This is a genomic window from Dietzia sp. DQ12-76, assembly GCF_014145045.1.
Taxonomy (GTDB): Bacteria; Actinomycetota; Actinomycetes; order Mycobacteriales; family Mycobacteriaceae; genus Dietzia.
In genome coordinates, this window is sequence record NZ_JAALDV010000036.1 from 1 (window position 1) to 22,939 (window position 22,939).

Below are 22,939 nucleotides of genomic sequence, written 5' to 3' on the forward strand. Positions count from 1 at the left end.
GCAGACCACGCACCTGCCGACCACCGGCGGACCGGGGTCGGACGGGACTCACCCGCACGGGCATTACGCGGGCGGGTCCTACGCGGGCGCGTCTCACATGGACGGGGACGACACCGCGCGGGAGGGCGAGGCCTACTCGCCGCCCGACGAGGCGACCCTGACACGTCGCTGGCGCATCATGGCCGGCACGGGGGCCGTGGCCGTGGTGGTGATCGCACTGTTGTCCGCCTGGATGCTCGGCGCGCTCGCCGGTGGCGGTGACGACACGCCACTGTCCCAGCAACTCGACGCGATCGAACGCGCCGCCCAGGAGAGCAGGTCGGCGGCGACCGAACAGCCGACCCCGGACGGCTCGGAAACGGGGGAGGCCGAGCCCACCCGGGCGGCGCCCACCACACCCGTCAGGGTCCTGGATGTCACGTCGTGGCAGCCCGCCGGGTCACCCGGCGTCGCCGAGAACTCCTCGAGTGCCCCGAACGTCGTCGACGGTGACAGGTCGACCTCGTGGTCCACCGACACCTACCGCAACCAACTCGGTGACGGCGGAGCCGCCTACAAGCCCGGGGTGGGGCTCCTGCTGACCCTCGACGGCGAGCAGGAGACCCGCCGCGTGGTGGTGCACTCGGCGGACGACGGGGTGGAGTTCGAGGTACGGATCGCCGAGAGCTCCTCGCCGGACTCACTCGACGACACGACCCTGCTCGGTGAGGGGACCATCCGGGATGGGTCGGGCACCGTGACGATCGACGATCCCGAGGACGCGGAGTATCTGATCGTGTGGTTCACCAGACTCGGAACCTCCGGGCCCGAGTCGTTCAGCGCGTCCATCAGCGAGGTACAACTCACCCGGTGAGCCCCCGCGGCCACCTCGTCCGGGGGCCGCCGACCTCGCCGCCGTCGCCGAGGTGGCAGCCCCACCGGGGCACGCTCCGCGTTAACGTGAGCGCCGTGAACACCAGTGCCGTCGACGACTTCTCCGCGGTCACGGGACGCCCCATCACCACGGCCGGGTCCCCGCTCACCGATGTCGAGCTCCTCGATGCACACGTCGCCGGGGACCCTGACGCCTTCTCCGCCCTGGTCCGGCGCCACTACGACTACCTGTGGCGGCTGGCCATCCGGACCTCCTTCAACCGCGAGGACGCCGCCGAGGCGCTGCAGGACGCGCTCGTCTCGGCTTACCGGAAGGCGGACACCTTCCGCCACGCCTGTCCCGTCCAGGGCTGGCTCTACCGCATCGTGGTCAACGCCTGCCTCGACAAGATGCGGGCCCAGCGCCTGCGCACCCACTCCGAGCTGACACCCAGACTGCACGAGGAGATCTCACTTCGAGATCACTTCTACCAGGATCCCGCCTACGCGATCATCGTCGCCGAGGCGCTGGCGGAGCTGCCGCCCGACCAGCGTGATGCGGTCGTCGTCGTCGACATGCTCCGCTGCTCGGTGGCCGAGGCCTGCCACCTGCTCAACACCCGCCCCGGCACCATCAAGAGCCGGTGTTCGCGGGGGAGGGCGAAGCTCAGCGTGCTCCTCGAAGGGGTCACCCTCACCGGTTGAGGGAACAACACGGACCCGCAGGGTGTTGTCGCCATAGTAGATCCGGTTCAACCGCCCACCCGCCAAGGAGCCCGAAAAACCCATGAGCGACACCCTCCACGACGTCATCATCGTCGGATCCGGCCCGGCCGGGTACACGGCCGCCATCTACTCCGCCCGGGCCGAGCTCGCCCCTGTGGTGTTCGAGGGTTCGCAGTTCGGCGGCGCGCTCATGACCACCACGGAGGTCGAGAACTTCCCGGGCTTCGCGGAGGGCATGATGGGCCCCGACCTGATGATGCAGATGCGGGAGCAGGCGGAACGTTTCGGCGCGGACCTCCGCATGGAGGACGTGACGTCGATGGACCTGGCCGGCGAGGTCAAGATCGTCCGGGTGGGCCAGGAGGAGCACCGGGCTCGCGCGGTGATCCTCGCGATGGGCGCAGCCGCACGCTACCTCGGCGTCCCCGGGGAACAGGAGTACCTCGGGCGCGGCGTGAGTTCGTGCGCGACCTGCGACGGATTCTTCTTCCGCGACAAGCCGATCGTCGTCGTGGGTGGTGGCGACTCCGCTATGGAGGAGGCGACCTTCCTCACCAAGTTCGGCTCATCCGTGACCGTCGTCCACCGACGGGAGGAGTTCCGCGCCTCCAAGATCATGCTCGAGCGGGCGAAGGAGAACGAGAAGATCTCGTTCGTCCTCAACACCACGGTCGACGAGGTCCTCTCCGGCGCCAGCGGAACCGTCGAGCGCCTGCGTCTGCGCAACACCGTCACCGGCGAGACCAGCGAACTCGAGACCGCGGCGATGTTCGTCGCGATCGGCCACGACCCGAGGTCCGAGTTGGTCCGAGACCAGGTGGAGGTCGATGAGGACGGCTACGTGCTTACAGGGCAGACCACCGCCACCTCGATCCCGGGTGTGTTCGCCTGCGGCGACCTGGTGGACCACCGCTACCGGCAGGCCATCACCGCTGCCGGTTCGGGGTGCGCCGCCTCGATCGACTCTGAACGTTGGCTCGCCGAGCAGGCCTGACACCCAGCGCCGGCGTTCCGGACCCCTGAGACCGCGTCACCCGGATCCGCACACCTCACCCCGAAAGGACCCACCACAATGGCCGTGAACACCCCGAACATCATCGACGTGACCGAGGACGACTTCGCCGAGTCCGTCCTCGCCGCCAGCGGGTCCAAGCCCGTGCTGGTGGACTTCTGGGCCACGTGGTGCCGTCCCTGCACGATGATGGCCCCGGTTCTCGACGAACTCGCCGGTGCGGAGTCCGACAAGCTGACGGTCGCCAAGGTCGACGTGGAGACCAACCAGGAGCTCGCCGCCGAGTACCAGATCACCGCCATCCCGGCGATGCTGCTGTTCTCCGAGGGAAAGCCGGTCAAGCGCATCACCGGCGCCAAGTCGAAGTCCGCGCTGCGCACCGAACTCGGCGACGTGCTCTAGCCGCCGCCCCACTCGGGTGCGTGCCGGGCACGTCCGCGCCTGAGGCGGTAAGTTCATCCGGGTACCCAGTCGAGTGGAGCGGAGGAGAACCATGGCGTGGCGACGCGGTGACCGTGGGCCCGAGGTGGCCTCGATCCGGGCGACCCTCGCGGGTATGGGCCTGCTGCACAACATCGATTCCGTCGGGCTCACCGAGCCGGAGACGGGTTCGGTCCTCGCCCGGACCGATGCCGTCTTCGACGCCGATCTGGAGACCGCCGTGCTGGCGTTCCAGCAAGCCCGTGGACTGATCTCTGACGGCATCGTGGGCCCGTCGACCCAGGCGGCGCTCCGCGACGCCACCTACGTTCTGGGGACCCGCGACCTCAGTTACATCGTCTCCAAGCCCATGGCCGGGGACGACGTCGCGCAGTTCCAGCGACGGCTCGGTGAGCTCGGCTTCTACGCGGGACTGGTCGACGGGACCTTCGGGCCTCTCACCCACGCCGCCGCGACCGATTTTCAGAGGGACTGCGGTCTTCACCCCGACGGCGTCGTAGGCGCGGAGACCCTTGACACCCTGAGCAAGTTCTCGACGCTGTTCAAGGGTGGCGACGTCTCGTCGCTGGTCGAACGAGAGCGCGCGCGGACCTCCGGCCCGATGCTCGCCGGCAAGCGTATCGTGCTGGATCCCGGGCCCAGCGGGTCGGAGAACCCGATCCGCATCGACACCCCGCTCGGAACGATCACGGATGCCGAACTGTTGTGGGACATCACCCGCCGGCTCTCTGAGCGGATGAACCAGGCCGGCGTCGAGGTCTTCCTCTCGCGACCCGAGGCCATGATCCCGACGGACCCGGAACGGGCCGAGATCGCCAACGCGTTCAACGCCGATCTCATGATCTCTCTCCGCCTGGACCGGCATCCCAACCCGGTCGGCAACGGGATCGCCACGTTCTACTTCGGCAACTCCCTGGGAGCCGAGTCGATGCTCGGGGAAGCTCTGTCCGGCTTCATCCAGCGGGAGATCGTCAGTCGTACCGACCTCCGTGACTGTCGCACCCACGGGCGGAGTTGGCCGCTTCTCCGGATGACGCGGATGCCCTCCATCCAGATCGTCCTGGGGTACGCCCACAATCCCGGTGATCTGTCCATCCTCGGGGACCGTGCGGCCCAGGACACCATCGTCGACTCGATCCTGGTCGGGGTGAAGCGTCTCTACCTCCTCGACGAGGACGATCACCCCACGGGTTCCATGTCCGTCAACGAGCTGATCGACTACGAGCAGCGTCAGCGGGACTGACGGCGCGCCCGTGGGGCCTGAGGGGCCGCGAGCGGGATGTCCTCACCGTGCCGCGCGGTCGCCCCGGACAACACCCGCAGAGTCCTGGTGGCGAATCCCCGCTCGGCGAAGAGCTGATCGAGCGCTCTCTCCACGTCGGCCTTCCAGAGGTGATCGCTCTCGATGTCGAGGCGGAGTCGAGGATGGGTCTCGTGCTCGGCCACCACGGTGAAACCATGCTCGACGAGGAAGCCGGTCGGCGCGATGCACGACTCGGAACCGCATATGTCACGTGACAATACGTCCCCGGTATCCGAGGCCGAGATCCCGAATGCCTCGATCGCCTTGATGCCGCGTCGGCGAAGGTCGGACACCACCGCGTCGAGCAGCGAGGTGGGAGCACCGCCCGGCGCGCCATCTTCGATACTCATCCCCGCCAGCAGGATGGCGTCCGAGCCCACCGGTGACGTCGGGAAGCATGCTGCACGAGGAACCATGGCCGGCGGCGCATAGAACGCAGCGCCGGTCGCGCGGTCACCCTCACGCGCGACCTGACCGCACACTCCCCATTCCAGGGAGACGTGCGAGATCCAGGCCTCCTTCTCGAACTCCGGATCTCCCGGCTGATCGTCGCTGTGCTGCCCATCGGTCTGCCAGTACACGCACCTGCGAGCACGCGGTCCCAACTGGTCCACGGCCGAGAGGTCGAGTGGTCGGATCGAGTTCATCGTGACGGACCCGGCGACCCGCCCTCGAGCAGCGTCAGGACCCGGTGGAGATCGTCGGCGTCCCCCACATCTATGGTGATCCGTCCCTTACGCCGGCCCATCGTGACGGACACCGAGGTCTCGAAGCGGTCGGACAGTCTGCCCGCGACCGCCTCCAGCTCGGGGTTCCGGCGTCGGCCCTGACGAGTGGGGGAGGTAGTCGGGGCGGGGCCGTTCCCCTCTCTGTTCAGCAGCGTGACGATCTCCTCAGTCGCCCGGACCGACAAGCCCTCCGCCACGATCCGCGCTGCGAGTTCGTCCTGGGCCGACACCCCGGCTTCCACTCCGAGGAGTGCCCTCGCATGTCCCGCCGACAAGACGCCCGCGGCCACTCTGCGCTGGACTGCGGTCGGCAACTGAAGGAGGCGAATGCTGTTGGTGATGGCCGGTCGGGATCGACCGATCCGGTTCGCGAGTTCGGCCTGGGTGACGTCGAACTCCTCGAGCAGTTGCTGATATGCCGCCGCCTCCTCGAGGGGATTGAGCTGGACCCGATGGATGTTCTCCAGAAGTGCGTCCCGGAGCAGGTCTTCGTCGTCGGTCTGCCGGACGATCGCCGGAACGGTCTGGAGCTCCGCCCGCTGGCTCGCCCTCCACCGCCTTTCACCCATGATGAGCTGATAACGATCGGCCGCGATCTCGCGGACGACGATCGGCTGGAGGAGCCCGAACTCCTTGACCGAGTGTGCCAGCTCGGCCAGTGCCTCCTCGTCGAAGTGAGTCCGCGGCTGTCTGGGGTTGGGTTCGATCGCGGAGGGGGCGATCTCACGGTAGACCGCCCCCGGATCCACCAAGTCGTCGGTTTCACGTGAAACCGTGGTGTCGTCGGCATTCTGGGCGGCCGGTCGTTCACCCGAGCCCGCAGGGGATGCCGTGGCGGACGGGGCGGGGCCTGACCCTGTCGACCGCGGTTTCGGGGGAGTGGTCCTGGGCCCACCGCTGCGCGGCCCGAGGATCACGTCTGCCGCGTCGCTACCCAACCGCGGACCTTCGTCCGGTCCGGTGGGGATCAACGCCGCCAGCCCACGACCGAGCCCGCCCCTCCGTTGCTGACTCATCGCGTGCCCTCCGTACCGGTCGATGCCCGGGTGGCCTCACCATGTGACGCCACCCGATCACTGCGCTCGTTCAGCTCTTTCGCCGCATCCAGGTACGCCAGCGCCCCTCGGGATCCCGCGTCGTACTGGAGTATCGTCATCCCGTACCCGGGCGCCTCAGACACCTTGACGCTGCGTGGGATCACAGTCCGCAGGACGGCGGCGCCGAAATGGTTCCTGACCTCTCCCGCGACCTGTTCGGCGAGCTTGGTGCGTCCGTCATACATCGTCAGCATGATGGTGGAGATCCGGAGTTCCCGGTTGAGGTGCTGCTGGATCAGTTCCACGTTGCGCAGCAGCTGGCCGACACCCTCGAGGGCGTAGTACTCGCACTGGATCGGGATGAGGACCTCACTGGCGGCCACCATGGCGTTCACGGTGAGCAGCCCCAGAGAGGGCGGACAGTCGAGGAAGACGTAGTCGATACCCAAGGACACCAGGTCGTCCATGTTGAGGACCTCGGCGAGCCGGCGTTCCCGGTGTTCCAGCCCGACCAACTCGATCTCCGAACCCGCCAGATCGATCGTCGCCGGGATACAGAACAGCCGCTCAGCGTGCGGGCTGCGCTGCATGAGATCCTCCACAGCGCTCTCCCACATCAGAAGCTCATAGCTCGACGGCGTCCCCTCCCGGTGGTCCACTCCGAGTGCGGTGCTGGCGTTTCCCTGCGGGTCCATGTCGATCACCAGGACCCCGAGTCCACCGAGCGCGAGAGACGCCGCGAGATTGACTGTCGAGGTGGTCTTTCCCACGCCGCCCTTCTGGTTGGCGATGGTGATGATCCGGGGATGGGATGGCCTGGACAGCGGGGGAGAGTCCCCGTGCAGAAGCTCGTTCGCCTGCCGCGCGGCGGCGAAGATCGGCGTCTCGTGTTCGGACATCCGTCACCTTTCAACTACGTGTGAGGGCAAGTGGGGCCCAGAGGTCTTCACGGCGTATGGGCGCGTTGTCAGTGTTTCACGTGAAACCGACATCCACCCCCGCGAGCCATGCAGTCACCGCCCACCACGAGAACCACGCACGCGGGAGCGACTGCCACGGCTACCCACTCTAGTCGTGAGGGTAGCGATGACCAGCCTCGTCTCCTCGGCATCCGGCGCGGATACGATCTCGACCTCCACGTCGTCGAACCCGAGTCGCCGGAGCGCATGCCGGTCCCTCTCCACCTCGTCGGCGGCGGACGCCCCCTTCAACGCCACCATCCTCCCACCCGATCGGAGCAACGGCGCAGACCACCCGGCGAGCTTGGCCAGCGGGGCCACGGCGCGGGAGGTCACCACGTCTGCTCCGCCCACCTCGGCGACGACGGACTTCTCCTCGGCTCGTCCCCGGACGACCCGGACGTCTATCCCGAGATCGTCGACCACCTCCTGGAGGAACGTGGACCGACGGAGCAGCGGTTCGACCAGGGTCACACGGAGGTCCGGACGAGCGAGAGCCAGGGGGATACCAGGAAGTCCGGCCCCGCTCCCGATGTCCACCACTGTCTCGCCGTCGGCCAGCGCAGCGGCGGCGGCCGCGCTGTTGAGGACGTGCCGGTCCCACAGACGTGGGCGTTCGCGGGGCCCCATCAATCCTCGCTCCAGGCCCGCGGTCGCCAGGAACCGGACATACTTCTCGGCGAGCTCGAGGCGGTCACCGAAGACCGACTCCGCCCCTTCCGGCACCCCGGCAGCATCCTCCGCCACAGGAGAGGGCGGGGTCTCCTCCGAGACCTCGCCCGGGGGATCTGTCACACGATCACCTCGCTCGCCGTCACGTGTCGTTTCTCCGGCAGTGTCCCTATTCATCTTCCCCACATCCGTATTCGGCAGATGGACCGACCGGTTTCACGTGAAACCACGTCGGAATAACACACGTGTAAGACGTCGCCGCTCCCGGCCACCGCCCGCGCACGACACAGGGGCGCGGGCTGCCCGCCCACGCCCCTGCACATCCCGCCGAGCCACCTCCCGCGGACCCACGGCCTCAAACGAGAAGTCACTCCGGCAACACAATGACCCTTCGATTCGGCTCGGCGCCCGTCGAGTCCGACGACACGCCGTCGATCTCCGCGATCGCGTCGTGGATGATCTTCCGCTCGAACGGCGTCATCGGTTCGAGTTCCTCGGACTCCCCCGTCTCGAGCACCCGTTGCGCAGCCACCCGGCCGGCCTCCGTCAGTGCCTCCCGCTTGGCGGCCCGCCATCCCGAGATGTCCAACATCAACCGACTTCGATCGCCCAACTCCTGCTGGACGGCCAACCTGGTCAGCTCCTGGACCGCGTCCAGAACCGAGCCGTCCGATCCCACGAGGAGATCGAGGTCCTCACCGCCGTCAATGCTCACGACCGCGCGGTCACCCTCGACGTCGAGATCGATGTCCCCGTCGAAATCCAAGATGTCCAAGAGCTGTTCGAGGTAATCGCCGGCCACCTCGCCCTCCTCGACAAGACGCTCCTCCGACACCTCGATGTTCTTCTTCGACATGGATCCGCCTCCGTCATCACCGCCGATCGCCGGTCCCGTCGTGGCCGGCGAGTAACTCTCCCAAGTATGGGACAAGGTCCCCGATCGCGGAGAATCGGGGACCTTGTCGGCCGTCTCACTGACCCGGGGTCAGCGCTTGCGTTTCTTCTTCTTACCCTTGCCGCCTCCGCCGCCACCCTTCTGGGCGGGGCGGGTGCGTTGGCCGCCGGGTCGTTGAGGTCTCTGACCCGGCCTCGGGGCGGAGCCGGGAGCCGACTCGGGAGCATCGCCGACGACCGCCGGGGCCGCTGTCGTACCGTCGTCGTCCGGCGAAGCGACGCCAGTGGCCGCTGCCTGTGGCGCCACGGCGGTACCCGCCGCGGACCCCCGGCCCCTCTTCGGATTGACGGGCTTCACCCCGACCCTGGGCGCGAGGGACTTCTGCTCCTCACGGCGCTTGAGGGCGGCGGCGTCATCCTCCTTGGCCATCTTCTCGAAGAGGTAGTACTGCTGACCGAGGGTCCACAGGTTGTTGGTGACCATGTAGACGAGGATGGCCAGCGGCCAGAACGCACCGGTGACCAGGATGCCGATGGGGAAGGCCCACAGCATCAACTGGTTCATGATCTTGGCCTGCGGGTTCGCCGCGGCCTCAGGGGACTGGCGCGAGAGCGAGATCCTCGCGTTGAGGTGGGTCGTGACCGCCGAGATGATCATCAGCGGGATGGCGACGACGATGATGTTCCACCGCTGGAAATCCAGCGCCGCGCCGGGATCGACGAACGCCTGGAACTGCTCGACGGGTTGGGAGATGAACGAGGACAGGGGAGAGCCGAACAACCGGGCGTCGAGGAAGCTCTGGACCTCGTCCGCATTGAAGACGTAGTTGCCGGTGTTCCGCGTCTCCTCCGCGGTCATCCCCAAGGCGCCGAAGTTGTTCCCCATCCGGTTGAAGGACCGCAGGACGTGGAACAGACCGAGGAACACCGGGATCTGGATGAACATCGGCAGGCATCCCAGAACGGGGTTGAACCCCTCGGCCTTCTGCAGCTTCCGTGTTTCGGTCGCCAGCTTCTCCCGGTCGTTCTTGTACCGTTTCTGCAGCTCCTTCATCCGCGGCTGCATCTCCTGCATCTTCCGCGAGAAACGGATCTGCTTGGCCGCCGGCCAGAACAGCAGGATGCGGAGGGTCACCACCAAGAAGATCACGGAGAGTGCCCAGATGGCGCCGTTGGAATCCGGTGCCTCCACCCAGGGGAGGAACCCCCCGAGGAACGCGAAGATCTTGTGCCAGAACCAGAGGATCCCGGAGATCGGGTAGTAGACCAGAGGGTCGGTGATGAACGACATCGGTGGTGGAGTCCTAGCTTCGTTCGGGATTGTCGGGATGCTGGTGGCCCCCGGAATGGTCAGGGGCGCGGGGTTCGGGGACCGGATCCCAACCGCCGGGAGTCCACGGTCCGCACCGCAGCAGACGCCACACCGCGAGCCACGTCCCGTACCACGCGCCGTGCACTCGAACCGCCTCGACAGCGTAGTTGCTGCAGGTGGGTTCGAACCTGCAGCTCGGCGGGGTCAGCGGCGAGATGCCCTTCTGATAGAAGTCGAGCAACCACAGCAGTATCCGGGCGACGGGGCCCTGTCGGCTCTCGGTCATCGCCCTGCCTCCCGGGCCCGCGACACGGCGGAGGTGAGACCGGTCCGCATGTCGCGGAGTAGATCGGCGTGGGAGGCCGAGGCGGCAGCCGGATTGGCCCGGACCACAACCAGGAGATCGGAATCGAGCCCGGGGAGGACTTCCGATGCGATGTGACGAAGCCGCCGGCTGACACGGTGGCGGGTCACCGAGTCCCCGACGGCTTTACTGACGACCAGGCCGAAACGAGGTCCGCCCACGCGGACATCGGAGGAGTCCACGTGGGCGTGTACGACCATGGTCCGGCGGCCCTTCCTGGCACCCCTTCGCACCACCGCCGCGAAATCAGCGGACCGGTGGAGCCGATGGGTCCTGGGAAGCACACGCCACCCCGACCCGGATCAGGCCGTCAACGAGGCGCGGCCCTTGCGGCGACGGGCGCCGACGATGCCGCGGCCGGCGCGGGTGCGCATCCGGAGCCGGAATCCGTGCACCTTGGCACGACGACGATTGTTCGGCTGGAAAGTCCGCTTGCCCTTGGCCATGGCTGGCTCCTCACGTGAAGTAGGCGCCTCGTGTGCGCCCGATCCGGTTCCTGATGACGTCGAAACACCGCTGTCGGGCGGTACCGCGACGCGACGCGCGCCCCTCAGGCGCGCGACAGACCGTTCAAGATTACGCGCATGACGGCGTGCCCACCAAACCGCTCGAAACCACAGGCACCATCCGTACCATCTCGCTGGCCACCGCAACACGCCGGGACCGTCGGTGCTTGACATCCGCCCTCCAGTTGATCTTGAGGGTTGCCCACGAGTTCACGGTGTTGTTACCGTCATTCATCATCGAGCCCCACGGGGGCCGCCTAACGTCACGACAATGCAGAACGACCACGCAGAACCCACGTAGAACGACGACGCACGAGATCCCACCTTCGCACCACCCAGTCCGAACCCGTCAAACGGGGGCGGTCTGTCTTCCACATCTGTGGACAACCGTGTGGATACCTCAGTAGACCTGGGTCGGAGCCTGTGGATAGAGTGTGGTGCCCGGTCGGGTCAGATCGCCCGGTGCCCCGCAACCGCTTCCCATCGACGAGAGGAGACCGCACACCGTGTCTCCCGATCTCGAACACGTGTGGAGCGCGGTTCTCGACAAACTGACCGACCCCTCTCTGGCGAGCGACGACAACCCGGCTCTGTCCCGCCAGCAACAGGCCTGGCTACGCCTCGTCCAACCCATCGCCGTGGTCAACGGATTCGCGATGCTCGCCGCCCCGTCGGCGTTCGCGAGGGACAACATCGAATCGATCCTCCGCGGACCGATCACCAGGGCGCTGAGCTCCCAACTCGGAGAACCGGTCGATCTGGCGGTCAAGGTCGACACTTCGCTCGCCGGCCAGCGCAACCACGTCGACGTCGACGAGCCACCGATCGACGTCGACGACATCCACCGACCGGTGCCGGAGCAGGCCCAGGCCGATTCCACCCCTCGTCCCACGCGGATGACCGAAGAGCAGATCGCAGCGGAACGGCTGCTGCACGGCAGCGATCGCGACGAGGCCCTGTCAGCGGCGACCGCCCCGGGTCTCAATGAGCGATACACGTTCAGCGCTTTCGTCCAGGGCAACTCGAACCGGTTCGCTCGCGCCGCCGCACTCGCGGTGGCCGAGGCCCCCGCACGGGCGTACAACCCGCTGTTCATCTGGGGAGAGTCGGGGCTAGGGAAGACGCACCTGCTCCACGCCATCGGGCATTACTCCCTGCGGATGTACTCCGAGCAGAAGGTCAAGTACGTCTCGACGGAGGAGTTCACCAACGACTTCATCAACTCCGTGCGCGACGGCCGCCAGAACATGTTCAAGAAGCGGTACCGCGAGGCGGACATCCTCCTGGTGGACGACATCCAGTTCCTGATCGGTAAGGAACAGGTGCAGGAGGAGTTCTTCCACACCTTCAACACGATCCACAACGCGCAGAAGCAGATCGTGATCTCCTCCGATCGTCCCCCCAAACAGCTCCAGCCACTCGAGGACAGGCTGCGTACCCGGTTCGAGTGGGGTCTGATCACCGACATCCAGCCTCCAGAGCTCGAGACGCGCATCGCGATCATCGACAAGAAGGCCAAGTCGGAGAACTACGTCGTCCCGCGGGACGTCCTGGAGCTCATCGCCACCCGGGTCCAACGCAACATCCGCGAGCTCGAGGGAGCGTTGATCAGAGTCGTCGCGTTCGCCTCCCTCAACGGACACGATATCGACGTCCCGTTGGCGGAGGTCGTCCTCCGCGACGTCGTCTCGGACGACGACTCCCTGCAGATCTCCGCAGCGACGATCATGGCGGTCACCGCGGAGTTCTTCTCGACCAGCATCGACGAGCTCTGCGGCACCTCGAAGACGCGGTCCCTCTCGCGCGCCCGACAGATCGCCATGTATCTCTGCCGAGAGCTCACCGACCTCTCGCTGCCCAAGATCGGGGTCACCTTCGGCGGTAAGGACCACACCACGGTCATGTACGCCCAGCGCAAGATCCTCAAGGAGATCAAGGACGACCGCCGGATGTACGACCAGATCCAGGAACTGACCGCCCGGATCAAGGAACGCTCGCGGTCCCTCTGACCGCCTTCCGACCATCCTCCTGGCACGTCTCGGGCCCCTGCCCGCCGAACCGCGTCCGCCAGCCCCGAGCCCGGCGTCCGGGGCGCTGCGCCGCCGTCTCGGACCGCCCGTCTACCACTGCCGTCCGGAACGAGAACCCCACCCGCTGGGCGGAGCCGACGCGCACCGATACCCATATGTGACCCCCCTCACACCACTGGCATCACCCTTCACAGCTGTGGACAACCCTGTGGTTTTCTGTGGACCGACGGTGGACAGACGGTGGACCGAGACAGGTGATTCCACTGTCGTCTCGGGCAAGTCACAAGATGAGCCGGATCGGTCCACATGCATGATCTGGCTCTGACCTGCACAGACAGCCGTCGGTTCACAAATTCACAGGACCTACTACTACTTCTTGTCTCTCTCTAGAGTTCTTGTAAGAAGTAGGGATGTGGAACGGCGAGCCTGCTTGACCGGGTTACAGGAGTCCGTGTGTCCACCGTCGGTGCGAGCGGTTACTCTCATGGAGATGATCCGCCGGACCCCGTCGGACGCCAGTCAACGACACCAGCGAACACAGTTGCCACCGCCGCGAACAGGCCCGCCGTCCGGATGCCGGCGGCGTGCACCCCGCCCAGAAAGAGGTCACCGATGGAGATCACGGATCCGACGTTCCGCGTCACCCGCGAGGACTTCGCCGATTCGGTGGCCTGGGTCGCGCGGACCCTCCCGTCCCGACCGTCCGTGCCGATTCTCGGTGGCGTGCTCCTCGAGGCGGACTCCGGTCTGACGATCTCCGGATTCGACTACGAGACCTCCGCACAGGTGTCGGTCCCGGCGGAGGTCTCCGAACCGGGCAGCACCCTCGTGTCCGGCCGGTTGCTGGCCGACATCGCGCGGGCCCTTCCCGACCGTCCAGTCGAGGTGACGGTGAGTGCGCAGAAGATGTACATCACCTGTGGCTCCGCCAAGTTCACCCTGCCCACGATGCCCGTCGAGGACTACCCGCAGCTCCCGGCGATGCCCGGGGTCACCGGCTCGGCCGCGGTCGACGCGTTCTCCGAGGCGGTGGCCCAGGTCGCGGTCGCGGCGGGCAAGGACGACACGCTCCCGATGCTCACCGGCATCCGGATGGAGATCGAGGGGCCTCGTGTCACCCTCATCGCCACCGACCGGTTCCGCCTCGCGATCCGGGATCTCGAATGGGAACCCGCTCGCGAGGACGTGTCGGTCGAGGTGCTGATCCCGGCCAAGACCCTGTCCGACGTGACCCGGTCAGCCGGTCAGGGAGGGCGAGTCGATCTGAGCCTGGGGGCAGGTTCCGAGGTGGGCGCGGACGGCATCATGGGGGTCCTGGTGTCCGGCCAGCGCACCACGACCCGGTTGCTCGACGCCGAGTTCCCCAAGGTGCGCCAACTCCTGCCCACCCAACACACCTCGATGGCCCTCGTCCAGGTCGACGACCTGGTCCAGGCCATCAAGCGAGTCGCCCTGGTGGCGGACCGGGGAGTGCAGGTCCGGATGGCGTTCTCGGACGGGGAGGTCGCACTCTCCGCGGGCGGCGACGACGCGGCTCAGGCTTCCGAGACCCTCCCGGTCGACTTCCTCGGTGAGCCCCTGACCATCGCGTTCAACCCCGGTTACCTGCTCGACGGGCTCGGCAGCATGCATTCGGCCCGGGTCGCGTTCGGATTCACCCAGGCCAGCCGGCCCGCGGTCCTTCGGCCCGCGCCCGAGGCCCTGCCCTCCCCGGAGGCCGACGGTTCCATCGCGCCCGTCGAGTCGGACCACACGTATCTGCTCATGCCGGTCCGTCTGCCGGGCTGACCGCGCTGTCGCGACACCGCCGGTATGCACCTGCGTCATCTCAGGCTTCTGGACTTCCGCTCGTGGCCGCTGCTCGAGCTGGAGCTGCACCCGGGGGTCACCACACTGGTGGGGCGCAACGGGCACGGGAAGACCAACGTCCTCGAAGCCGTGGGCGTGCTCTCGACCCTGAGATCCCACCGGGTGCCCACCGAGGCTCCGATGATCCGGACCGGTGCGGAGACGGCCATGATCGCCGCGCTCGCGCACAACGCCGGGCGTGAACTCACCGTCGAGCTGGCACTCAACTCCGGAAGAGCGAATCGCGCGCGGCTCAACACCTCGCCGTGCCGCCGCCTCGGGGACATCCTCGGCGTGGTGCAGTCCGTGCTGTTCGCACCCGAGGACCTGGCACTGGTCCGGGGGGAGCCCGCCGAGCGGCGGAAGCTGCTCGATGAGCTCCAGGTCCAGCGTCGGCCCGCCCACGGGGGTGTCCTCACCGAGTACTCCTCGGTGCTCCGGCAGCGCTCCGCCCTGCTCAAGTCCGCCTCCGGCGTCCTGCGCCGCGGGAGGGGAGAGGGCGCGGACGCGGCGCTCGAGACCCTCGACGTGTGGGACGGCCGCCTCGCCCACCTCGGTGCGAGGATCGTCGCGGGGCGGATCGCCCTGCTCGCCGAACTACGGCCGCTGGTCGCCGACGCCTACCGGCGATTGGCTCCGGAGTCCCGACCGGCGGACCTGGCCTACCGGTTCCGCGTCGCCACCCCACCGGACGAGGCCGAGCTCGCCGATCCGGAACTCGTCGAAGCGGTCCTGCTCTCCGAGTTGGGCCGCCGGCGTCAGGACGAGATCGACCGGGGGATGTCGCTCGTCGGGCCGCACCGGGACGAGGTGGTCCTGTCCCTGGGCGACGAACCGGCCAAGGGCTTCGCGAGCCACGGCGAGACGTGGTCGTTCGCCCTGGCGCTGCGCCTCGGGTCACTGGAGTTGTTCCGCGCGGACGGGGTCGAACCCGTTTTGCTCCTCGACGACGTGTTCGCGGAACTCGACCGGCATCGTCGAGCAGCTCTCGCCGAGGCCGCGACCGGGGTGGAACAGGTCCTGGTGACGGCGGCGGTCGGCGACGACGTGCCGGACGGTCTGAGGGGGACCCGTCATGACGTGGTGATGACGGGCCAGGGAGCCGGTCGTCATTCGGTTATCACGGCGACGGACAGTGGGGTGCACTAGTGACCGATGACCATGCCGGGCGGCCGATAGCACCGTCTGAGGAGCCGAAACGTGGTTATGACATCGCCAGACAGGCCCTCGAGGAGGCTCGGAGTCGTGCCCGGGCGGACGGCAAGCAGATCGGGCGCGGCCGAACCGGACCGGTAGGGGGCGGCAAGCGCCTGCGCAGACGTGGCTGGACCGGTTCGGGCGCCGACCCCTGGGATCCCCAGCCGCTCGGGCGGCTCGTCGGCCAGGTCGCCAGGAGGCGGGGATGGGACGACAAGGTCGCCACCGGCAGGCTGTTCGCGGAGTGGGACCGCATCGTCGGGGAGGACGTGTCCGCGCACGCGACCCCGGAGCGACTGGAGGAGGGTGTGTTGTACGTCCGCGCCTCCAGCACCGCGTGGGCGACCCAGCTCCGGCTCGTGGCGGCCGACATCCTCCGCAAGATCGCCGCGGCCATGGGGCCGGGTCACGTCCGGCGCCTCAGGATCGAGGGGCCCGACAAGCCGAGTTGGCGGAAGGGCCCGTTGCACGTGTCCGGTCGCGGACCCCGGGACACCTACGGCTGACGGGCGGGACCCGGTGGGCGTCCATCGGGGCGTGTTGGCGAGCCCGGGGACCCCACGAGGGTTGTCGCAGGTAGACTGGGCCGGTCCCAGACCCCCGAGACGCGAGGAGTTCGCACGTGGCGGACGCCAAGAGCAAGGCCAGCACGCAGGGCGCGAACGACTACGGTGCGTCGTCGATCACCGTTCTCGAAGGACTCGAGGCCGTCCGGCTGCGTCCGGGCATGTACATCGGCTCGACCGGGCCCCGCGGTCTGCACCACCTGATCTGGGAGGTGGTCGACAACTCGATCGACGAGGCCATGGCCGGTCACGCGACGGGCGTCAAGGTCACCCTGCTCGAGGACGGCGGCGTCGAGGTGATCGACGACGGGCGCGGCATCCCCGTCGAGATGCACGAACAGGGCATGCCCACCGTGCAGGTCGTGATGACCCAGCTGCACGCCGGCGGCAAGTTCGATTCCGACTCCTACGCGGTCTCCGGTGGACTCCACGGTGTGGGAATCTCGGTGGTCAACGCTCTGTCCACGCGGGTCGAGGTACAGATCAAGCGTGACGGACGCCTGTGGCAGCAGGACTTCAACATGGCGGAGCCCGAGGAGCTCGTGGACGCCGGCCCCGCGGAGGGGACCGGGACCCGCGTCCGCTTCTGGGCGGACGCGTCGATCTTCGAGACCACCGAGTACGACTTCGACGTGGTCGCCCGACGTCTCCAGGAGATGGCGTTCCTCAACAAGGGTCTGACCATCACGTTGACCGATCGACGGTCACGCGCGGAGCAGGCCGCCGAACTCGACGCCATCGCGGACAGCGAAGGTCGTGGATCCGATTCCGCGCCCGGTTCCGACGAGGGGTCGGACCTCGAGCACGCGGTGGACGCGGAGAAGGCGTTCGTCGAGGGGGCCACCGACGCCGCCGACGCGGCCGAACGGTCCGAGACCCAGACCACCGAGGCCCCCGACGCGGCCAAGGTCCGCGAGCGCAAGCGCACCTTCCACTACCCCGAGGGCCTCAAGGACTACGTCACGGCGATCAACAAGTCCAAGACCGCGATCCACCCGACGATCCTCTACTTCGAAGGCAAGGGCACGGGCCACGAGGTCGAGGTCGCGATGCAGTGGAACTCCGGGTACTCGGAATCGGTCCACACCTTCGCCAACACGATCAACACCCACGAGGGCGGAACCCACGAAGAGGGCTTCCGCGCTGCGCTGACCTCGCTGGTGAACAAGTACGCGCGCGACAAGAAACTGCTCAAGGAGAAGGACCCCAATCTCACGGGGGACGACATCCGCGAGGGTCTCGCCGCAGTCATCTCGGCCAAGATCTCCGACCCGCAGTTCGAGGGGCAGACCAAGACGAAGTTGGGCAACACCGAGGTCAAGGGTTTCGTTCAGCGGCAGGTCGCAGAACACGTCGGTCACTGGTTCGAGGCCAACCCCGCCGAGGCCAGGGTGATCGTCAACAAGGGCATCGCCTCGAGCCAGGCCCGCGTCGCCGCGCGCAAGGCCCGTGAGATGGTCCGCCGGAAGTCGGCGACCGACATCGGGGGGCTCCCCGGAAAGCTGGCCGACTGTCGGTCGAAGGACCCGGCCAAATCCGAGTTGTACATCGTGGAGGGTGACTCCGCCGGGGGCTCGGCCAAGTCGGGTCGGGACTCGATGTTCCAGGCGATCCTGCCGCTGCGCGGGAAGATCATCAACGTCGAGAAGTCCCGGATCGACAAGGTCCTCAAGAACACCGAGGTCCAGGCCATCATCACAGCCCTGGGTACGGGTATCCACGAGGAGTTCGACCTCGAGAAGCTGCGCTATCACAAGATCGTGCTGATGGCCGACGCCGACGTCGACGGTCAACACATCTCCACGCTTCTGCTCACCCTGCTGTTCCGCTTCATGAGGCCACTGGTGGAGAACGGAAACGTCTATCTGGCGCAGCCGCCCCTGTACAAGCTCAAGTGGGGTAAGGGCGAGCCGGATTTCGCGTACTCGGACCGGGAGCGCGACGAGCTCCTGAAGATCGGTCTGGAGAAGAAGCGCAAGATCAACGTGGAGGACGGGATCCAGCGCTACAAGGGTCTCGGTGAGATGAACCCCAAGGAACTGTGGGAGACGACCATGGATCCGACGGTCCGTACGCTCCGCCTGGTCACCCTCGAGGACGCCGCCGCCGCCGACGAACTGTTCTCGATCCTCATGGGCGAGGACGTCGACGCGCGTCGCAACTTCATCACCCGCAACGCTCGCGACGTCCGCTTCCTCGACGTCTGATCCCCTGCGTCACAGGCTCCCGCAGTCGTTCGGGGCGAGCTCACCTGCCAGCCGGCGGGTGACGAAATCCAGGGCTGCCGGGAAGTTGGTCACGGCCGCCGCGGCGTGCGTGACGCCGGCGACGGGCGGGGTCGTCTCATAGCGGAAGTGCACGGCCGCTCCCTGTTCGCACCAGTCGCGGGCGAGCTGCTCGACCTGCCGAAGCGGGATGATGTCGTCGTGGACCCCCCCGGCCACCATCACCGGGACGTCCGGCCGGAGTCGGCCGATCCGCTGATGATCGAGGACCCGCAGCGCCTCGGGCTCGGAGCGGATCAGCTCTCCGAGGCTGCGGCCCGAGTGTGTCCATTCGTGAGTGGTACGCATGCCGTACGCGGAGCGCAGGTCGAGGGTGCACAGACCCGCGATGTCTGCGAGCGCGACCCGCCCGGCGTCGTTGACCTGGCGGTCGACCACCTCCCGGACGGCGGGAAAGCGCTGGGACATCCCGTTGATGGCGTACCCGATCGCGCCGGTGAGCGTGGACCCGTCGATATGGTCGAGCACAGCTAGCAGATCCGCCGGGGGAGCGGAGGCGTAGGCGGCCCGCAGGTCGACGTCCGGGGCGTACACGGGTGCGAGTTCCGCAGCGGCCGCGGAGGCACCTCCACCCTGGGAGTGGCCCCAGAACACCACCGGAGCGTCCCCGCTCAGAGCGCGTGCGGCCCGGGCGCCGTCCAGCATGGCATGCGCCTGTTCCACCCGGTCGGAATAGGTGTGGACGCCTGGAGTACCGAGGCCGATGTAGTCGATCACCATCACCCGGAAGCCCTGGGCGGCCAGGACCAGCGCGAACGCCTGCTCGTACGAGGGCACCGCGCCCCCGGTCTGCGGGTTCACGCCGAGCGCGGTCTCGAGATGCCGGGACGGAGCACACGCATCGCCCTGACCCTGCGTGCCGGGACCGATCACGATGGTGGGCCGTGGGCCGGGACCGTTCCACGGTGCGGTCGAGTCGTACAGTGCACCCGAGGTGGCGACCGGTCGTCCGTCGACGTCTGCGGACTGGTACACGATCCGCTGGGCGCGAGCGGGCAGCGGCGAGGGCACCTCGGGGAGCCCCGGCAGGGACACGGCCAGGGGGAGTCCGGAGGACTCGGCTCTCAAGACCTCTCCCGGGGCGCCGACGGGGAGGCCCCGGGTGTCGTAGAAGCCACCCGGTCGGTCGAACTGGACGCTGTCCCGGTTCGCGCTCACCGGTGTCGAGGGTTGCGCGCCAGCGGTCGCGAGGACGCCGCTGACGAGCGCGAAGACCGCGGCTCCTGCCACCGCCACGAGACGACGAGTGCGGAGGCCGGGTTCACTGAGGACTGGCGACATGACGGAAATGTTACGTGCGCCACATCGCGCGGGCGCGGAAATCCGTCGAGACGACGCCGGACACAGGGACGACACGGACCGTGGGCCTGACGACGAGGTGATAATCGGGTGGCCGAGGCGTGCCCTCGAGCCCGTTTCCGCAGGACCTATAGACTGGGTGGGTCGTACGGCCGCCGTCTGAGCACGCGTGTGCCCGCGACATCGTCTGCGAGAGAAGCCAGCGCGACGAGGAACCGAAGAGGAGCCCATGACGGACACGACGTTGCCGCCCGACGCCGGGGGACACGACCGCATCGAGCCGGTCGACATCCAGGCGGAGATGCAGAGAAGCTACATCGACTACTCGATGAGCGTCATCGTCGGGCGGGCGCTCCCGGACGTCCGGGACGGCCTCAAACCCGTCCACCGTCGCATCCTCTACGCGATGTGGGACAACGGCTACCGGCCCGACCGCAGCTACGTCAAATCCGCGAAGCCCGTCGCCGACACCATGGGTAACTACCACCCCCACGGTGACTCGGCGATCTACGACACCCTGGTCCGGCTCGCCCAGCCCTGGGCGATGCGCTACCCGATGGTCGACGGCCAGGGCAATTTCGGTTCGCGCGGCAACGACGGCGCGGCCGCGATGCGCTACACAGAGTGCAAGATGACCCCGCTCGCCATGGAGATGGTGCGGGACATCGACAAGAACACGGTCGACTTCCAGCCCAACTACGACGGCAAGACCACGGAGCCGGCGGTCCTGCCGTCCAGGGTCCCGAACCTGCTGATCAACGGATCCAGTGGCATCGCGGTGGGGATGGCCACCAAGATTCCGCCGCACAACCTCCGTGAGGTCGCCGAGGCCGTCTACTGGGTTCTGGAGAACCCGGACGCCGGGGACGAGGAGGCGCTCGACGCCTGCATGGGATTCATCAAGGGACCCGACTTCCCGACCCACGGGTTCATCGTCGGCGACCAGGGCATCAAGGACGCCTACACCACCGGGCGAGGGTCGATCCGGATGCGCGGCAAGACCTCCATCGAGGAGGACGGCAACCGCACCATCATCGTGATCACCGAGCTGCCCTACGAGGTCAACCCGGACAACATGATCCTGTCGATCGCCGAGCAGCTGCGCGACGGCAAGATCGCCGGCATCTCGAAGATCGACGACGAGTCGTCCGACCGTGTGGGTCTGCGGATCGTCATCACGCTCAAGCGTGACGCCGTCGCCAAGGTCGTGCTGAACAACCTGTACAAGCACTCACAGCTGCAGACCTCGTTCGGCGCCAACATGCTGTCGATCGTCGACGGTGTGCCGCGGACGCTCCCGATCCACCAGCTGGTTCGCCTGTACGTCGCGCACCAGATCGAGGTCATCGTCCGGCGCACCCAGTATCTGTTGGACGAGGCCGAGCGACGCGCCCACATCCTGCGCGGACTGGTCAAGGCACTCGACGCGCTCGACGAGGTCATCGCGCTGATCCGTCGATCACAGACCGTCGACATCGCGCGGGAGGGCCTCAAGGACCTCCTCGACATCGACGACGACCAGGCCCAGGCCATCCTCGACATGCAGCTGCGTCGTCTCGCGGCTCTGGAGAGGCAGAAGATCGTCGACCAGCTCGCCGCCATCGAGCTGGAGATCGCCGACTACAAGGACATCCTCGCCCGCCCCGAGCGTCAGCGCGCCATCGTCGGCGACGAGCTGCGCGAGATCGTCGAGAAGTACGGCGATGACCGCCGCACGGTGATCATCCCCGCCGACGGCGACGTCACCGACGAGGACCTGATCGCCCGCGAGGACGTCGTCGTCACCATCACCGAGACCGGGTACGCCAAGCGGACCCGCACGGACCTCTACCGCGCCCAGAAGCGTGGCGGCAAGGGTGTGCGCGGCGCGGAGCTCAAGCAGGACGACATCGTCCGGCACTTCTTCGTCTCCTCCACCCACGACTGGCTGCTGTTCTTCACCACCAAGGGCCGGGTCTACCGGGTCAAGGCCTACGAGCTCCCGGAGGCCAGCCGCACCGCGCGGGGACAGCACGTGGCCAATCTCCTGGCGTTCCAGCCGGAGGAGCGGATCGCCGGGGTCATCCGGATCAAGGGCTACCAGGACGCTCCGTACCTCGTGCTGGCCACCCGCAACGGCCTGGTCAAGAAGTCGCGTCTCGAGGACTACGACTCCCCGCGGTCGGGCGGCCTCATCGCCGTCAACCTCCGTGACGGTGACGAACTCGTGGGTGCGGCGCTCGCCGGCCCCGAGGACGACCTCCTCCTGGTTTCCGAGAAGGGTCAGTCGATCCGCTTCCACGCCAACGACGACACGCTCCGTCCCATGGGACGGGCCACGTCCGGTGTCATGGGGATGCGGTTCAATGACGGCGACGCGCTGTTGAGCATGTCGGTCGTCCGCTCGGAGATGGACGAGAACCAGCTCTTCCTCCTGGTGGCCACCGAGCGCGGGTACTCCAAGCGCACCGCGCTCGCCGAGTACGCGGCCCAGGGCCGGGGCGGAAAGGGCGTGCTCACGCTCATGTTCGATCCCAAGCGCGGCAAGCTCGTGGGTGCGACGATCGTGGAGTTGCAGGACGAGCTCTACGCCATCACCTCCAGTGGTGGCGTGATCCGAACGTTCGCCAAACAGGTCCGCAAGGCGGGCCGTCAGACCAAGGGCGTGCGTCTGATGAACCTGGCGGAGAACGACGCGCTGCTGGCGATCGCCCGCAACGCCGACGAGCCCGACGACGACGACCGGCGCGATGCCGCGTCCGAGAAGGAGTAGAGGGCGATGACCGAGTCGAGCGACGGACCCGGGAGCGGCCCGGCACCCAAGGGTTCCACCCCTGCGCCGGGCTTCGGCGGGTCGGCCGGATACCCGACCGGGTCGGAGGCCCCCGTCGGGGAGACCGCCCCCGACGACGCGGGCGCGACCGCGTCG

The 22,939-nt window shown here is 67.6% G+C and carries 20 protein-coding genes and 1 pseudogene; 11 read left to right on the top strand and 10 right to left on the bottom strand.

Annotated features, from left to right (window positions below):
- The 5 genes and pseudogenes from G6019_RS01890 to G6019_RS01910 form a co-directional block, all read left to right on the top strand.
- Window positions 1-853 (top strand): annotated as a pseudogene (locus G6019_RS01890) (protein kinase family protein); the annotation flags it as partial.
- 95 nt (window positions 854-948) lie between these two features.
- Window positions 949-1,557, top strand: coding sequence for an RNA polymerase sigma factor SigM (gene sigM / locus G6019_RS01895; RefSeq protein ID WP_231750421.1), 609 nt, complete (start codon window positions 949-951; stop codon window positions 1,555-1,557).
- A gap of 82 nt (window positions 1,558-1,639) precedes the next feature.
- Window positions 1,640-2,572 carry a thioredoxin-disulfide reductase gene (trxB, locus tag G6019_RS01900; RefSeq protein ID WP_107757877.1) on the top strand — a complete coding sequence of 311 codons (933 nt, stop codon included), beginning with the start codon at window positions 1,640-1,642 and terminating at the stop codon, window positions 2,570-2,572.
- 78 nt (window positions 2,573-2,650) lie between these two features.
- Window positions 2,651-2,992 carry a thioredoxin gene (gene trxA, locus G6019_RS01905; protein WP_107757878.1) on the top strand — a complete coding sequence of 114 codons (342 nt, stop codon included), beginning with the start codon at window positions 2,651-2,653 and terminating at the stop codon, window positions 2,990-2,992.
- 91 nt (window positions 2,993-3,083) lie between these two features.
- Window positions 3,084-4,274, top strand: a complete 1,191-nt coding sequence (locus G6019_RS01910; protein ID WP_107757879.1) for an N-acetylmuramoyl-L-alanine amidase — start codon at window positions 3,084-3,086, stop codon at window positions 4,272-4,274.
- On the opposite strand, the gene G6019_RS01915 is transcribed toward G6019_RS01910, so the two are convergent.
- The 9 genes from G6019_RS01915 to rpmH all read right to left on the bottom strand — a co-directional run bounded on the left by G6019_RS01915 (window position 4,262) and on the right by rpmH (window position 10,746).
- On the bottom strand, window positions 4,262-4,981 hold the full coding sequence (locus G6019_RS01915; protein ID WP_182612421.1) for a hypothetical protein: 720 nt from the start codon (window positions 4,979-4,981) through the stop codon (window positions 4,262-4,264). The genes G6019_RS01910 and G6019_RS01915 overlap by 13 nt on opposite strands.
- Window positions 4,978-6,078, bottom strand: coding sequence for a ParB/RepB/Spo0J family partition protein (locus G6019_RS01920; protein ID WP_107757881.1), 1,101 nt, complete (start codon window positions 6,076-6,078; stop codon window positions 4,978-4,980). The genes G6019_RS01915 and G6019_RS01920 overlap by 4 nt, the downstream gene beginning before the upstream one ends.
- Window positions 6,075-6,998 (bottom strand): ParA family protein, encoded by a 924-nt coding sequence (locus tag G6019_RS01925; protein ID WP_107757882.1) that lies wholly within the window; start codon window positions 6,996-6,998, stop codon window positions 6,075-6,077. The genes G6019_RS01920 and G6019_RS01925 overlap by 4 nt, the downstream gene beginning before the upstream one ends.
- Before the next feature lie 114 nt (window positions 6,999-7,112).
- A complete protein-coding gene (gene rsmG / locus G6019_RS01930) occupies window positions 7,113-7,853 on the bottom strand; it encodes a 16S rRNA (guanine(527)-N(7))-methyltransferase RsmG (protein ID WP_375539738.1) in 741 nt (246 codons plus the stop codon).
- Window positions 7,854-8,097: 244 nt separating this feature from the next.
- On the bottom strand, window positions 8,098-8,586 hold the full coding sequence (locus G6019_RS01935; RefSeq protein ID WP_107757884.1) for a Jag family protein: 489 nt from the start codon (window positions 8,584-8,586) through the stop codon (window positions 8,098-8,100).
- A gap of 129 nt (window positions 8,587-8,715) precedes the next feature.
- Entirely contained in the window at window positions 8,716-9,915 is a 1,200-nt protein-coding gene (gene yidC / locus G6019_RS01940; RefSeq protein ID WP_107757885.1) for a membrane protein insertase YidC, read from the bottom strand.
- A 13-nt stretch (window positions 9,916-9,928) separates the two neighbouring features.
- On the bottom strand, window positions 9,929-10,222 hold the full coding sequence (yidD, locus tag G6019_RS01945; protein ID WP_107757886.1) for a membrane protein insertion efficiency factor YidD: 294 nt from the start codon (window positions 10,220-10,222) through the stop codon (window positions 9,929-9,931).
- A complete protein-coding gene (rnpA, locus tag G6019_RS01950) occupies window positions 10,219-10,584 on the bottom strand; it encodes a ribonuclease P protein component (RefSeq protein ID WP_107757887.1) in 366 nt (121 codons plus the stop codon). Before rnpA ends, yidD begins: the two co-directional genes overlap by 4 nt.
- 18 nt (window positions 10,585-10,602) lie before the next feature.
- Window positions 10,603-10,746, bottom strand: coding sequence for a 50S ribosomal protein L34 (gene rpmH, locus G6019_RS01955; protein ID WP_007629603.1), 144 nt, complete (start codon window positions 10,744-10,746; stop codon window positions 10,603-10,605).
- Between the two features lie 566 nt (window positions 10,747-11,312).
- On the opposite strand from rpmH, the gene dnaA reads away from it, so the two are divergent.
- The 5 genes from dnaA (at window position 11,313) to gyrB (ending at window position 18,654) form a co-directional block, all read left to right on the top strand.
- On the top strand, window positions 11,313-12,815 hold the full coding sequence (dnaA, locus tag G6019_RS01960; protein WP_107755232.1) for a chromosomal replication initiator protein DnaA: 1,503 nt from the start codon (window positions 11,313-11,315) through the stop codon (window positions 12,813-12,815).
- Window positions 12,816-13,448: 633 nt separating this feature from the next.
- Window positions 13,449-14,624 carry a DNA polymerase III subunit beta gene (gene dnaN, locus G6019_RS01965; RefSeq protein WP_107755233.1) on the top strand — a complete coding sequence of 392 codons (1,176 nt, stop codon included), beginning with the start codon at window positions 13,449-13,451 and terminating at the stop codon, window positions 14,622-14,624.
- Between the two features lie 24 nt (window positions 14,625-14,648).
- On the top strand, window positions 14,649-15,833 hold the full coding sequence (recF, locus tag G6019_RS01970) for a DNA replication/repair protein RecF (protein WP_182612419.1): 1,185 nt from the start codon (window positions 14,649-14,651) through the stop codon (window positions 15,831-15,833).
- Window positions 15,833-16,387, top strand: a complete 555-nt coding sequence (locus G6019_RS01975) for a DciA family protein (protein WP_182612418.1) — start codon at window positions 15,833-15,835, stop codon at window positions 16,385-16,387. Before recF ends, G6019_RS01975 begins: the two co-directional genes overlap by 1 nt.
- 116 nt (window positions 16,388-16,503) lie before the next feature.
- Window positions 16,504-18,654, top strand: a complete 2,151-nt coding sequence (gene gyrB / locus G6019_RS01980; RefSeq protein ID WP_182612417.1) for a DNA topoisomerase (ATP-hydrolyzing) subunit B — start codon at window positions 16,504-16,506, stop codon at window positions 18,652-18,654.
- A 9-nt stretch (window positions 18,655-18,663) separates the two neighbouring features.
- Here the strand turns inward: gyrB and G6019_RS01985 are convergent, their stop codons facing one another.
- Window positions 18,664-19,968: an alpha/beta fold hydrolase gene (locus G6019_RS01985; RefSeq protein ID WP_107755236.1), complete on the bottom strand. Its 1,305-nt coding sequence runs from the start codon at window positions 19,966-19,968 to the stop codon at window positions 18,664-18,666.
- A 292-nt stretch (window positions 19,969-20,260) separates the two neighbouring features.
- Between G6019_RS01985 and gyrA the strand changes: the two genes are divergently transcribed.
- Entirely contained in the window at window positions 20,261-22,783 is a 2,523-nt protein-coding gene (gyrA, locus tag G6019_RS01990) for a DNA gyrase subunit A (RefSeq protein WP_107755237.1), read from the top strand.
- Window positions 22,784-22,939: the final 156 nt, after the last annotated feature.